Annotated in this window: 12 protein-coding genes; 7 read left to right on the forward strand and 5 right to left on the reverse strand. The window is 35.0% G+C overall.

The window, feature by feature from the left end; translation table 11 throughout:
* The first annotated feature begins 28 nt into the window (after positions 1 to 28).
* Entirely contained in the window at positions 29 to 790 is a 762-nt protein-coding gene (dsbG, locus tag BEN71_RS11300; protein WP_068973146.1) for a thiol:disulfide interchange protein DsbG, read from the forward strand.
* Positions 791 to 1,091: 301 nt separating this feature from the next.
* Positions 1,092 to 3,095 carry an esterase/lipase family protein gene (locus BEN71_RS11305; protein WP_116704567.1) on the forward strand — a complete coding sequence of 668 codons (2,004 nt, stop codon included), beginning with the start codon at positions 1,092 to 1,094 and terminating at the stop codon, positions 3,093 to 3,095.
* Positions 3,096 to 3,367: 272 nt separating this feature from the next.
* Here BEN71_RS11305 and hpaR read toward each other — a convergent pair whose 3' ends face one another.
* The 3 genes from hpaR to BEN71_RS11320 form a co-directional block, all read right to left on the reverse strand.
* A complete protein-coding gene (gene hpaR / locus BEN71_RS11310; RefSeq protein ID WP_068973147.1) occupies positions 3,368 to 3,796 on the reverse strand; it encodes a homoprotocatechuate degradation operon regulator HpaR in 429 nt (142 codons plus the stop codon).
* A 701-nt stretch (positions 3,797 to 4,497) separates the two neighbouring features.
* Complete coding sequence (locus BEN71_RS11315; protein ID WP_068973245.1) at positions 4,498 to 4,872, reverse strand: hypothetical protein; 375 nt, start codon at positions 4,870 to 4,872, stop codon at positions 4,498 to 4,500.
* 31 nt (positions 4,873 to 4,903) lie between these two features.
* Positions 4,904 to 5,242, reverse strand: a complete 339-nt coding sequence (locus BEN71_RS11320) for an immunity protein Imm33 domain-containing protein (protein ID WP_068973148.1) — start codon at positions 5,240 to 5,242, stop codon at positions 4,904 to 4,906.
* A gap of 137 nt (positions 5,243 to 5,379) precedes the next feature.
* Here BEN71_RS11320 and BEN71_RS11325 point away from each other — a divergent pair, with 137 nt between their 5' ends.
* From BEN71_RS11325 to BEN71_RS11345, 5 genes are all read left to right on the forward strand, one after another.
* A complete protein-coding gene (locus tag BEN71_RS11325; protein ID WP_068973246.1) occupies positions 5,380 to 5,931 on the forward strand; it encodes a LexA family protein in 552 nt (183 codons plus the stop codon).
* Between the two features lie 77 nt (positions 5,932 to 6,008).
* The gene (locus tag BEN71_RS11330) at positions 6,009 to 7,202 is read left to right on the forward strand and encodes a winged helix-turn-helix domain-containing protein (RefSeq protein ID WP_068973149.1); all 1,194 of its coding nucleotides are present in this window, start codon (positions 6,009 to 6,011) and stop codon (positions 7,200 to 7,202) included.
* 90 nt (positions 7,203 to 7,292) lie between these two features.
* Positions 7,293 to 8,375, forward strand: coding sequence for a tRNA (uridine(54)-C5)-methyltransferase TrmA (gene trmA, locus BEN71_RS11335; RefSeq protein WP_068973150.1), 1,083 nt, complete (start codon positions 7,293 to 7,295; stop codon positions 8,373 to 8,375).
* 252 nt (positions 8,376 to 8,627) lie between these two features.
* On the forward strand, positions 8,628 to 8,855 hold the full coding sequence (locus BEN71_RS11340) for a hypothetical protein (protein ID WP_068973151.1): 228 nt from the start codon (positions 8,628 to 8,630) through the stop codon (positions 8,853 to 8,855).
* Between the two features lie 226 nt (positions 8,856 to 9,081).
* Complete coding sequence (locus BEN71_RS11345; protein ID WP_152033041.1) at positions 9,082 to 10,092, forward strand: hypothetical protein; 1,011 nt, start codon at positions 9,082 to 9,084, stop codon at positions 10,090 to 10,092.
* An 8-nt stretch (positions 10,093 to 10,100) separates the two neighbouring features.
* Here BEN71_RS11345 and BEN71_RS11350 read toward each other — a convergent pair whose 3' ends face one another.
* Together BEN71_RS11350 and clpA are read right to left on the reverse strand one after the other, a co-directional pair.
* The gene (locus BEN71_RS11350) at positions 10,101 to 10,454 is read right to left on the reverse strand and encodes a YnfA family protein (protein WP_068973153.1); all 354 of its coding nucleotides are present in this window, start codon (positions 10,452 to 10,454) and stop codon (positions 10,101 to 10,103) included.
* A gap of 119 nt (positions 10,455 to 10,573) precedes the next feature.
* Entirely contained in the window at positions 10,574 to 12,850 is a 2,277-nt protein-coding gene (clpA, locus tag BEN71_RS11355; RefSeq protein WP_068973154.1) for an ATP-dependent Clp protease ATP-binding subunit ClpA, read from the reverse strand.
* Positions 12,851 to 12,858 lie beyond the last annotated feature (8 nt).

The following is a 12,858-nucleotide window of genomic DNA, read 5'->3' on the forward strand; positions in this document are numbered from 1 at the left end:
TTGGTTTAAATATGGAGCTATATTCACGATGAACCTAAAAAAATTGAGTCTATATTCACTCACATCTTCACTCATGTTATTGATGAGTAGTTCTGTTTTTTCTGCCAATACAGATGTAATTAAAAACAAACTTGAGAAAGAGGGTTATCGCTTTGTTCAACAAATTGATGCCCCTGAGGGTCTTGAGGGTTGGACAGGTTATCGTGATGAATACCCTTCAACTGTCTTTATTTCTAAAGATCGAAAGCATTATATCGTTGGAGATTTATATGATGCTTCAGGAAAAAATCTTTCAGAAGAAGCGATTAACACTCATGTTAAAGGTGCTGTCTTAGATGAAATTTGGAAAAGCCTAGAAAAATCAGCGTGGATTCAAGATGGTGACAGCAATGCTAAGAAAATCATTTATGTGTTTAATGATCCAAATTGTCCGTATTGCCACACCTTTTGGAAGCAAGCACGTCCATTTGTAGAGTCGGGCAAAGTCCAATTACGTCATATCTTGGTTGGTGTCATTCGTCCAAGCAGCAAAGGACAAGCTGCAACTATTTTAAATAGTGCAAATCCCGCTGAAGTGTTTAAGCAACACAATTTAAGCAATGGCAAAAATAAATTGGTTGAATTGAAAAATATGCCTAAAGATCTGTCTGAAAAAATAGATAATAATAACAAACTGATGGATAAATACGGTTTTTATGCAACACCAGCCATGATTTGGAAAGATGCCAAAGGTGAAATTCAAAGCCAACAAGGTGCGCCTAAAGACATCAACAAACTTTTAAATGACTAAATTTGAAGTAGATGAGTTTCAAACAACTGACTCCTAAGCGATTCATTTAAATGATTGATCTGAATGGAAGATCAATTACAGTATATCTTCCATTCATTCCACACTATAAAACGGCGATGACTTAAACCATTCATGCGCATTCATAGTGATGATTTATTTAAAACTCAATACTGTAATAGATCAGCGTACATTCTTTTCGTTTTAAATATAAAAACTGAATTTCTCCATGAAATATTTCGATTAAGTCGCACATTCAGCTAAAATAAAGCAACTGTAACGATTTTTGGGAATGTAGATTCACATGCCTCGCTTAATTAAATCGAAAACTTTTAAATTCAGCGCACATTCCTCTACTTTGCGCATTTTTACACTTGCTACACTGTTCAGTAGCTTATCCGCTTGCCAAGTAGTTCAACTTCGTGTCAATCAACTGAGTACTTCACTTTCCAATAAAACGGATAACTATCTCACCCACCATCGTCTCAGTGAGGCAACACTCAGCTCTTTATACATCGTTGGGCAAAATTCAGACCGTTGCCTAAGCCAAGCTGATGAATGTATTTCCAATATTCAGGAAAATAGAACTTTAGAAAATGAGGATCTCTATGCCACAGCAAGTGAAATTTATTTAGCCAAAGCCTTACAAATTCAAGATCAACATTTATCAGCGCTTAAACCACAACAAAATTTAGATAAAAATACGCAAGATTTTTTAAAACAAGAACTTTACTTACTCGATAAAAGCTTACGTTATAGCTATGCTTATTTATTTAAATTACCGCAAAAAGCTGAAACACGACTATTTGACCAACGGCAATCTCAAGTTCGTACATTTTATAATTATGCATTATCACGATTGATCATCAGCCAATATTTACTCCATCCATCACCAACCTTTCCTGAGCAATTTAATATTGGAAATTCACAATATTCGCTCAATTTTGACCAATATCCACAACTCAAAAATATGCCTATTGAGAGTTTAAAGTCGAGTTATAATCTTAATTTTTCAGGTTTTTATGCGATTAATAGACAGGAAGGTCTAGGTTCAGAATTTGTTGTAGTAAAAGCAGAAACTAAACAAAATAAGAAAAATGAATTTATATTAAATCCTGAACAATACTACGCACATCAACCCAATCCTAATATTCAACGTGCCAAATATTTACCTGTCAGCACTGTTGCTCAACCGCTTGATTTCAAACTTACAGGTACACAAATCATCAATGGCGCACCTTTTAAAATTCAAATCCTCAACCCTTACCAATACCATACAACTGAAGTCAATTTAAAGCCTTATACATTTACCGCCAATTATTCCGTGCCTTTTGGTTTATGGCTTTCTGAAAATAATCTAGGTTCTGCGGGCTATAAAACCCTATTGAATCGTGAACAAAACCTGATCATGCCACATTTATTCATGCTTGAACCCTATCAGCCGAATAAAAAAATTATTGTCATGATTCATGGTCTTGCAAGCAGTCCAGAAGCATGGATTGCTCTGACCAATAACATCATGGGCGATAAGGTTTTACGTGATAATTATCAAGTTTGGCAGGTATTCTACTCAACCAATATGCCTATTTTTGAAAGTCGTTTTCAAATCCATGCCCTACTCAAACAAGCTTTTGCGACTACAGAACCAAATTCTGAATCAAGTAAAAATGCTGTGTTGATTGGACATAGTATGGGAGGCATTATTAATCGTTTATTGGTCAGTGATCAAGATATTTCAACGCAAGCTATTCCACTGATGAGTGCTGCACAAAAGCATAAACTCGACCAAGAGCCAATCATCAAAGAACGATTTATTTTCCGTTCTTTACCTCAGTTTAGCCGTGCGATTTTTATTGCCAGCCCACACCATGGAACGCCTTATGCAGATCGTTGGTTTACCAACTTTGCCAAAAAAATTATTGTTCTTCCTCAGAATTTTTTCAATGCGATTGAATTTAATCAATCCACAACAGGAAATAAACATAATTTAAATCAAGGCTTAGCTTTTAATGGTGCAAGTAATCTGAGCCCAAATTCATCTTTTATGAAGCTGACTTCAGATATTTTGCCAAATCAAAAATTTATCTATCATTCGATTATGGGAAATCAAGTTAAAAGCCATGACCCTCAAAAAATGAATGATGGCTTTGTTCCCTATCTCAGCTCACACTTAACAGGTCAATCTTCGGTAAAAGTCATTCAAGGTGGTCACTCTATCCAAGAAACACCTGAAGCTGTTTTAGAATTACGTCGCATTTTACGTGATAATCTAAATGATTATAAAAACTATTTAGAATTAAATAAATAATTCAAACCCAATAGTGATTATAAATCAACCATATTTATAATCACCATATTATTTGATTAATATATTTTAAAATAAAAACTGAGAATTAAAAAAGGTTGACTATTCAATAATAGTCAACCTTTCTATTTATACCTCTCAGTATAAGAGTTTTTTCATTTAAAATTCAAAAATATAGCTAAAAAATTATTTTATATATTTTCAAAAATAGATACTAAAATACAATAATAAATAATAGTCTCAAAAATTAATAATTTACAATCATCTCTTTATATTTAATTTAACACTTTCAACTTACACAAATCTTTAAGTAACACTAACAATTGTTGCATTTTTTCTTCGCCATATTGTTGTTGAATGTGTTGATATGATTCATTCATCTTAACAACTTGAGTTTCATAACACTTCTTACCTTCATTTGTAAGTTTAATTAAATATATTCGCTGATCACGATGATCCTTTCTTTTCTCTGTTAGCTTTTGATCACACATGCGATTAATTATTCCAGTTAAACTTGGTTTTAAAATACATGCTAAATCTGCAAGCTGATTACTTTCTAATTCATTATATTGATATAAAATACTAATAATACGCCATTGTTGTTCCGTTAAACCAATTTCATTTAAAATGGTTCTAAAATATGACATCGTCGCTTCTCTAGCCTGTAATAATGCTAATGTTAAAGTTGGTTCAAAAGATTTCATCCATCGCCCTATTTTAATAAATACTTAAGCTTTTATTTAATTAAACCATTTTATTATTTCCCAAACAATTATTGTGTTAATTAATACCAAAGACTAAATTTAAAAATAATGTGACAAATTTCACACAATTGATTAAAATATGATAATTAAAACACATATTTATCAACAAATATTTTGTATTAAAAATAATCAACACTATATGAATAAAAATATATGAAAATAAAATTATATAAATCAAAGAATTCTTTTCACCAATCCTCCAATTTATTAACCATTCATTATAATTATTATTTTTACAAAATTTCTAATATTTTATTTTTAAAAATTAAATTACATCTTAATTAATATGATTATGAGGACTCATTTTCATATTATTCATTGACAAGGTTAAATATTAACTTTTTTTATTCATTAATTTCAAAATTCCTATCCATTAATCCATTTTTAAAGTCTCTTATTTTTTAGCCAAAACAATTAAAAATTTTATTTTCAAAATTGAGCACTACAATTAAAAAACCCGCAATTAAGCGGGTTTAGGACGTCATCAATCAAGAAATTGATGATTAAAACAAACACAACTAAGACCAGGGAAAATCTAACAATGTATTGTTTTAATGGGCTTATTATTTCTTATTTCGCTCAATTTACCTTATCATTTTCTGCCAAAAACATGTCATTAACAGACAAAAATGCACTTTAAGTCACTTTGCAGCCTGATTTGCACAAAATACATCCACCGTCATACCTGACTGCTCCATACTTTGCTTTTGGCGATCTAAAAAATTATTGGCAATAATTAACATCATATTCGCTGTATCCAAACCAATATTTTGCTGAGCAAGTTCTGCAATTGCCTGATAAGCCTCTAAACGTGAGCAAAATGCTCTGCGTTGTTCGGTAGCGTCTACCGTTACATTTTCTTCATCTAAAATATGTTTGGTTGCATTGACCTGATCCGTATACATCTGAATACGTTGATCAAATTGTGCTTGGCTTAATGTCTTTGAATGACTTTCTGCAACACATTGCACACTTAAAACAGCGCCACATAACCCTAAAACAATGCTACGTCGCATAAGATTCAACCTTACTGCAATAGACTGAACATTATATTGCATCTGCCTTCCAAACATCTTCGTATTCATCAGCATCGATCATAAAGCGGAAACCTTCTTCTAATGAAAGATAAGGAATTGCATCTGGGAAAATGTCTTCAAGTTCTTTCACAGTAACAATATCAAAGAAATCCTCGCCCTCTTCCAGCTCACCACCATAAATAAACCACGCTACATTGTCAGCATCAGGTTTCTTACGCAAACCTACAATCGGTTCTTTGTTCAGTGATTGTTTAGCAATGGCAACTAAATCCGTTTCATTGACTTTGATATAGCGTGAGTCAAATTCTTCACATACTAATTTCTGCTCTTCAACAAAATCTTGCAACATTTGCATTCTCAATCATTTGGATTTTGGATAATTGTATGCGGAGCTTTTGACAATCACAATAAATCCGACCAAAGAATCTTGCATGAATGGCTTATTTTGTTAAACTTGATTGTGTTACTTTTTCAAGATTATTGATCATGGATAAAATTTCAGACAATTCCTCTCAGTTGGTTGAGATCAAAACATGGTTGAAATCAAACAAAATAACACCGTCAATTCAGTCAAAATATGCCATTGATGATTGTATTTCTGGGTATGATCTACGTCTTATTCAGGCACACAGTAAAATCGAAATTCCCTATCCACTTGAATCTGTTGCAGCAGGTTTTCCCTCTCCTGCACAAGACTATATGGAAAAGCGCATTGATTTAAATGATCATTTGATTCATAACCCTGTGACGACATTCATATTAAAGGTCAATTCTTTATCTATGAAAAATGCAGGCATTGAGGTCGGTGATGAAATTTTAATTGATCGTAGTTTAGAAGCAGAACATGGTGATATTGTTTTGGCACTGATCAATAATGAATTTACCGTAAAGCGTTTTATGCAGACTAAATCTGCGCAAGGTGTGATCGATATTTGGTTAAAAGCTGAGAATCCTGATTTTCCAGACATTCACCCACATAGCGAAGAACAGATTATCATTTGGGGGGTCATTACCTGTATTTTAAAGAAATTAAAATGATCAAAATAGATTGGTATAGAAAATAACTCAGTGTGTTTTCAAGAAAGTACACTTTGTACTTATTCAGGATTAAATAAATGAATGATTTGCTTCGACAATTGGCAATATCTCAACAGGGTTTAACTACACATGCGAAATTCAGTCACGGTTTAGAGGGAACTCGCCAAGCGATTGAACATCTTGGTTATGTACAAATCGATACCATTTCAGTAATTGAGCGTGCGCATCATCATGTGCTGTGGAATCGAGTGCCAGACTATCAAGCAAATACGCAAAGCAATCATTTAAACCAATTGGTTCAACAACAGCATATTTTTGAACATTGGTTTCATGCAGCTTCATACTTGCCGATGCGAGATTATCGTTATGTATTGCCCTACATGCAATCCATTCGCAATGGCCAACATCGTTATTTTGGTCACGGTGATAGACATTTAATGAAAGAAATACTGACGCGTACCAGAGCTGAAGGCAGTATTCGACTGCGCCATATAGATTCAAAAAATAAGCAAAGTTCGGGTGCTTGGTGGAATACCAGTCTGGCACGGCGTTCAATTGATCAGCTTTTCATGCAAGGCGATTTGATGATCTCTGAACGTCATGGCATGGAAAAGGTCTATAAACTGACTGAACATTGCCTACCGAACAATCTTGATTTAACGATACCAACACTTGAAGAATATGCGCGCTATCTGTTTGATACAACAATGAGAGCACATGGCATATTTACATGGAAGCAACTCATCCACTTGAAAACAGGCAAAGACATCCGTGAAGCGATGCGTAAAATTGTCAATGAACAACTTGATGCAAGAATCATCACCACTTTAGATCAATTGGGTTATGTGAATAAAGACAGCCAAAACATATTTATTCAAATGGATGCGTTAGAGCATCTCAAACCAATTGAATTAAAAGTGAAAATTCTTTCACCTTTTGACAATTTGGTGATTCATCGTAAACGATTAAATGCCCTATTTAAATTTGACTATCGCTTAGAATGCTATGTTCCTCCAGCTAAACGAGTCTATGGTTATTTCAGCCTACCTATTTTATATGGTGATCATATTGTTGGTCGTATTGATTGCAAAGCACATCGGACACAGCAGCGTTTTGAAGTAATCAGCCTGCATTTAGAACAAAATTATTTTAAAGACCATACACTCGATCAAGCGCATTTTATTGACACGTTAAATATGGAAATCCAAAACTTTGCTGAATTTAATCAATGTCCTGACGTAGATTTCAATCTCAGTAAAGTATTTAAATAATTTACACTGGATTGATAGGAATCAGGTGTCCATTTTTCCCTAATTTTGCTACCATCTGCACTGCTTAATTCCAGTGTTTTTCTGACTTCTATGACTTCATCTTATCAACAACAGCTTGATGCCAAAATTGAACGAATCCAAACTCAATTTGCAGAATTTAATCCACCATCATTAGAAGTCTTTGCTTCACCAGAGCAAAACTTCCGTATGCGTGCAGAATTCCGTATTTGGCACACTGAAGATGATATGTTCTATGCCATGTTTGAACGTGATGAAAATCAACAAAAAAGCATCGTCCGCATTGATGAATTTCCGATTGCAGACAAAAGTATCAATACTTTAATGCCGATTTTATTGGATGAAATCAAAGCCAATCCGATTCTGTCTAAAAAACTTTTTGAAATTCATTTTCTCGCAACGCTGAAAGGCGAAATGTTAGTTTCATTGGTATATCGTGCACCGCTCAATGAAGAATGGGAAGCCCTTGCTAAACAGCTTGCAGAAAAACTGAATGTTAAAATTATTGGACGTAGCCGTGGGGTTAAATTGGTACTGTCTGATGAATTTGTGGTGGAAGAACTGCAAGTATTTGAGCGTAAATTTCAATATAAACAAATTGAAAGCAGTTTTACTCAACCGAACGCTCAAGTCTGCCAAAAGATGTTGGAATGGGCATGTCAATCAGCTGAAGGCTCAAATAAAGACTTACTCGAACTTTACTGCGGGAATGGAAACTTCACCCTACCACTTTCGCTTAAATTCAATCGTGTACTGGCAACTGAATTGGCTAAATCATCAGTCTATGCAGCACAATGGAATATTGAACAAAATAACATTGAAAATATTCAAGTTGCACGTTTATCTGCTGAAGAATTTACCCAAGCTTATAATGGTGAACGTGAATTCCGTCGCTTAGAAGAAGCAAAAATTGATATTCAAAGTTATGACTTCGATACTGTTTTTGTTGATCCACCACGTGCTGGTATTGATGATGACACTTTAAAGCTTCTACAAGGTTTTGATCGTATTCTTTATATTTCATGTAATCCTGATACTTTACATGGCAATTTAAAAACCTTATTACAAACTCATAAAATCACAAAATTTGCCATGTTTGACCAATTTCCGTATACACACCATGTTGAATCAGGTGTGTTGTTGGAAAAAATTTAAACAATTTATTTCCGATTATTTCAGAGTCATCATACTGTCTAAAATGTGCAGTATGATGATAAAGAAATTATCTATCGATATATCATTAAGTTATAAAGTATTAAAAACTTAATATTCTGCCAAACCGTTCAAAAGTTTTTTTGTAATCGAAAAATTCAGCGTAAAATCCGACTACATGAAAATCCCCTATCTTGTATTTATATTTAAAACAGTTATATTCCGTCTTATGTTAGGTTATATGTGAAAGGCTCTATGAGTTTTTGGCAAAAGCTGTTTGTGGCAGATCAACAGCAAAACGAGCATAAAAATCAAATTGCTTGTATTGAAAATGATTGCTCTTGTAAATCCGATGATCAACTTCTCGCAGCACTGTTGAAAGCAACAGATGAGGATGTGATTAAAGGGATTAAAAAGGTACTGGTATCACGAGGTTTCAGTAAAAAAGAGTTAACCCAATTGCAGCATCCACCGATTCAATAGGATGGATGACCACTAAAAAAGCATTCAGTTTACTGGATGCTTTTTTTATTACCATGTTATGATCTGATCAACCCATAATTAATCATAAGAAGTTATTCGTTTTATAAACACTATGAAAAAAACAAAGACTCTCCTTTTGTTTATGGCAATACTCCTCATCAATGGCTGTAGCAATAACCAAGATCATGTAGATATTCAATTAGATCTGTATTCATCTTATGGAACGATGACCCAACAAAAGAAAAATGCAATTTTGAGTGAAACTCAAATCGCACAAGCAAATTATAAATCTACAGTTGTTATTCCTGGAATTACAGGCTCACTTGAACGATGTGGTTTTTTACGACTACCTTGTCTAACGAATGATGTTATTACCCAAGAAATCAAGGGATCTGTTAACCCTCAAACACATTCTATTTCTTTTAAAATTCCAGAGCATATCAAATGGCTATACAAGTTAGAATCTATCGCTTATTCATTACCCAATCTTGATCAGAAATCTTCTAATTCCTTCCTTGGTCATCAATTAGAGATTCGTCGCACGGATGCTTTAGATATTTATATTAGGAAACAACAAGCTGTTTCAGTAGGTACAGCATACGAAGGCTTACAAGGCACACTTACAATAAGCTCAAAGGATTTTGCTGAATTTCAATATGTTCCAGATGTCATTGCTTCAGATAATCAAAAACCACCCTATCATTTTGCACGTCATCACCGCTATGCTGGTTATATGGATAATGCAAACATTCGGACTATTCCAAATGCACAAACTTTTGATTACACAGAAAAAATTGTAAAAAGTATTCCAAATATTGAAACTGTTTACGAAGCAAAGAAATACACGGCTGAATTAGATCATCAATTTTTTGAAAATTATGTGATCCGTGCAAAACTTAAAGAAAATGAAACTTGTAAGGCATATGGTGACTTTGAAAATAACCTGTTTTATATCAATCAAAAATTAGTCAACTTAAAAACAGTAATAACAGATATGCAAGATTGTAAAACACATTACCGCAGTTTCAGTCGATTTGAAAACGATCAAATTGAACATTCCGGTCATGATATTAATGACAATAAGACCAATCAGTTTAGTTATGCAGAATGGAATTACCTATGCCCAAAAAAGATAGAGTCACGCTTAGGTAATTGTGAATTAAAAAAACCAAGTACAAAAGATATTGATGATCTAGAAAAAAATGCACATCAAGTTAAACAATGGTTTAGTACATAAAGTAAGATTTATCGAACCAAACCATTCGGCTGCAATATAATCAATAAAGCACCAATCAATACGACACCACCACCGAATAAGTCCCATCGCGTCAAACTGACTTGGTCAACAAATCTTAGCCACATCAAGGCAGTGAAAATATAAATTCCGCCATACGCTGCGTAAATTCGCCCTGAAGCTGCGGGATGTAGCGTCAATAGCCAAACAAATACAGCTAAACTCAATACTGTTGGAATCCACAACCAGTGGCTCTTGTTCTGATTGAGAATCAGGTATGGAAAATAACAACCTAAAATTTCAGCAATAGCTGTCGCTAGAAATAATAAGATCGTTGTGACGATTTTAGTAAATTGAAGTTCCATAACCATCCATAAAACATTGATTCAACAAACTTGGGAGCAAGTTGATGAATAATACACTGATAAAATAAATAACCCGTGATTTACACGGGTTATTTTATACAACTCAATTTCAAAGAAACTTAAGCGGGTTCAGCCGTTTGATCTTCAAAAACTTCCAAAGACAGACCTACAGCTTTGCCATCTTCTTTCTTCACAGTCACAGCAACATTTCCACCATGATCAGCAAGTTCACCAAATAGGATCATCTCAGCAAGTGGTTTCTTCAAGTGTTCTTGAATCAAACGTTGCATCGGACGAGCACCCATCAAACGATCATAGCCATTTTCAGCCATCCAATCACGTGCCGCTTGATCAACTTCAAGTACCACTTTCTTCTCGTCTAACTGTGCTTGTAGCTCAGTTAAGAACTTATCAATCACAGATTCAATCACAGAAGTTGGAAGCGCTTTAAATTGAATCACACCATCTAAACGGTTACGGAATTCTGGTGAGAATGCACGTTTCATTGCTTCTTGGTTGTCGTTACTATTATCTTGTTCAGTGAAGCCGATACTTGTACGAGAAATACTTTCTGCACCAATATTGGTCGTCAATACAATGATCACATTACGGAAATCAGACTTACGCCCATTATTATCGGTCAATGCACCATGATCCATCACTTGGAGTAACAAGTTGAACACATCTGGATGCGCTTTTTCGATCTCATCAAGCAATAATACACAATGCGGATTTTTATGAATCGCATCAGTGAGTAGACCACCTTGATCATAACCGACATAGCCTGGAGGCGCACCGATCAAACGAGAAACCGCATGACGTTCCATATACTCAGACATATCAAAGCGGACAAACTCTACACCTAACAATTTTGCCAATTGCTTAGTGACTTCTGTTTTACCTACACCAGTTGGACCGGCAAATACAAAACTACCGACTGGTTTATCAGGTGCTTTCAAGCCTGCACGAGATAGTTTAATTGCTGATGATAATGCAGTAATCGCCTCATCTTGACCAAACACCACACGTTTAAGATCACGCTCAAGATGTTCAAGTACAGACTTATCATCTTTAGACACGGTTTTAGGCGGAATACGTGCAATCTTAGACACGATGTCTTCAATATTTTCAACCGTAATTACGGTATCGTCTTGTTCAGCTTTTAAACGACGTTGCGCGCCTGCCTCATCAATTACATCAATCGCTTTGTCTGGTAAGAAACGATCGTTAATAAATTTAGCAGAAAGCTCAACTGCCGATACTAAAGCGGCATCATCATATTTCACATGATGGAAATCTTCGAACTTAGTTTTCAATCCACGGAGAATATCAATTGTTTCATTAATTGATGGTTCATTCACATCAATCTTTTGGAAACGGCGAGATAAAGCATGATCTTTTTCAAACACTTGACGATATTCTTGGAAAGTCGTTGAACCGATGCAACGTAAAGTCCCGTTCGCCAATGCTGGTTTGATCAAATTCGATGCATCCATGGTACTGCCCATACTTGAGCCAGCACCAATGATCATGTGAATTTCATCAATAAATAGAATCGCTTCGGGTTTCTTTTTCATCGCATTTAAAAGTTGTTTTAAACGCTTTTCAAAGTCACCACGGTATTTTGTACCTGCAACCAATGCACCAATGTCTAAGCTATAAACTTCAGCATTCGCAAGTGGTTTCGGTGCTTTACCATTGACAATTAACCATGCTAAACCTTCGGCAATCGAGGTTTTACCAACACCTGGATCACCTACAAGCAATGGGTTATTCTTACGACGGCGGCAAAGGATTTGCGCAGTACGCTCAATTTCTTTTTCACGTCCAATCAAAGGATCAGTTTTACCTTTTTGCGCTTCAATGTTGAGATTAAGCGTATAAAGTTCGAGTGGTCCTGCATTTGCAGAAGCGCTCGCTTCACCTTCTAAATCTTCAGATTCTTCTTCAACATGAATTTCTTCTTTACGCGCACCATGCGATAGATATTGAGTCAAAGTCAGACGATTGATTTGATGACGTTTCAATAAGTAAACCGCAAAAGAATCACGTTCAGAATACATTGCAACAAGTACATCTGCACCTTCAACTGTGCGATCACCACCGCTCGATTGAACATGGAAAATTGCACGTTGCAAAATACGATCAAAACTTTCAGTTGGATGAGGAGCTTGGTCGCTGTTCTCACCTAATTTAGGGGTATGTTGCTCTACATATTCTTCTAATTCTTTACGCAAACTGATAATTTCAGCACCACATGCTTTAAGCGCATTTACTGCCGAATCGTTATCTAGTAAAGCTAGTAATAAATGTTCAACCGTGAGGAACTCATGTCTCTTTTGACGAGCCATGCTAACAGCCAAACGGAGCGAAACTTCTAATTGACGACTGAGCATGAAACCCC

The organism is Acinetobacter wuhouensis (genome assembly GCF_001696605.3).
GTDB lineage: Bacteria > Pseudomonadota > Gammaproteobacteria > Pseudomonadales > Moraxellaceae > Acinetobacter > Acinetobacter wuhouensis.

Coding starts and splice junctions, on each gene's coding strand:
- dsbG (WP_068973146.1), top strand. CDS start 29: ATGAACCTAAAAAAATTGAGTCTATATTCACTCACATCTTCACTCATG.
- BEN71_RS11305 (WP_116704567.1), top strand. CDS start 1,092: ATGCCTCGCTTAATTAAATCGAAAACTTTTAAATTCAGCGCACATTCC.
- hpaR (WP_068973147.1), bottom strand. CDS start 3,796: ATGAAATCTTTTGAACCAACTTTAACATTAGCATTATTACAGGCTAGA.
- BEN71_RS11315 (WP_068973245.1), bottom strand. CDS start 4,872: ATGCGACGTAGCATTGTTTTAGGGTTATGTGGCGCTGTTTTAAGTGTG.
- BEN71_RS11320 (WP_068973148.1), bottom strand. CDS start 5,242: ATGTTGCAAGATTTTGTTGAAGAGCAGAAATTAGTATGTGAAGAATTT.
- BEN71_RS11325 (WP_068973246.1), top strand. CDS start 5,380: ATGGATAAAATTTCAGACAATTCCTCTCAGTTGGTTGAGATCAAAACA.
- BEN71_RS11330 (WP_068973149.1), top strand. CDS start 6,009: ATGAATGATTTGCTTCGACAATTGGCAATATCTCAACAGGGTTTAACT.
- trmA (WP_068973150.1), top strand. CDS start 7,293: ATGACTTCATCTTATCAACAACAGCTTGATGCCAAAATTGAACGAATC.
- BEN71_RS11340 (WP_068973151.1), top strand. CDS start 8,628: ATGAGTTTTTGGCAAAAGCTGTTTGTGGCAGATCAACAGCAAAACGAG.
- BEN71_RS11345 (WP_152033041.1), top strand. CDS start 9,082: ATGACCCAACAAAAGAAAAATGCAATTTTGAGTGAAACTCAAATCGCA.
- BEN71_RS11350 (WP_068973153.1), bottom strand. CDS start 10,454: ATGGAACTTCAATTTACTAAAATCGTCACAACGATCTTATTATTTCTA.
- clpA (WP_068973154.1), bottom strand. CDS start 12,850: ATGCTCAGTCGTCAATTAGAAGTTTCGCTCCGTTTGGCTGTTAGCATG.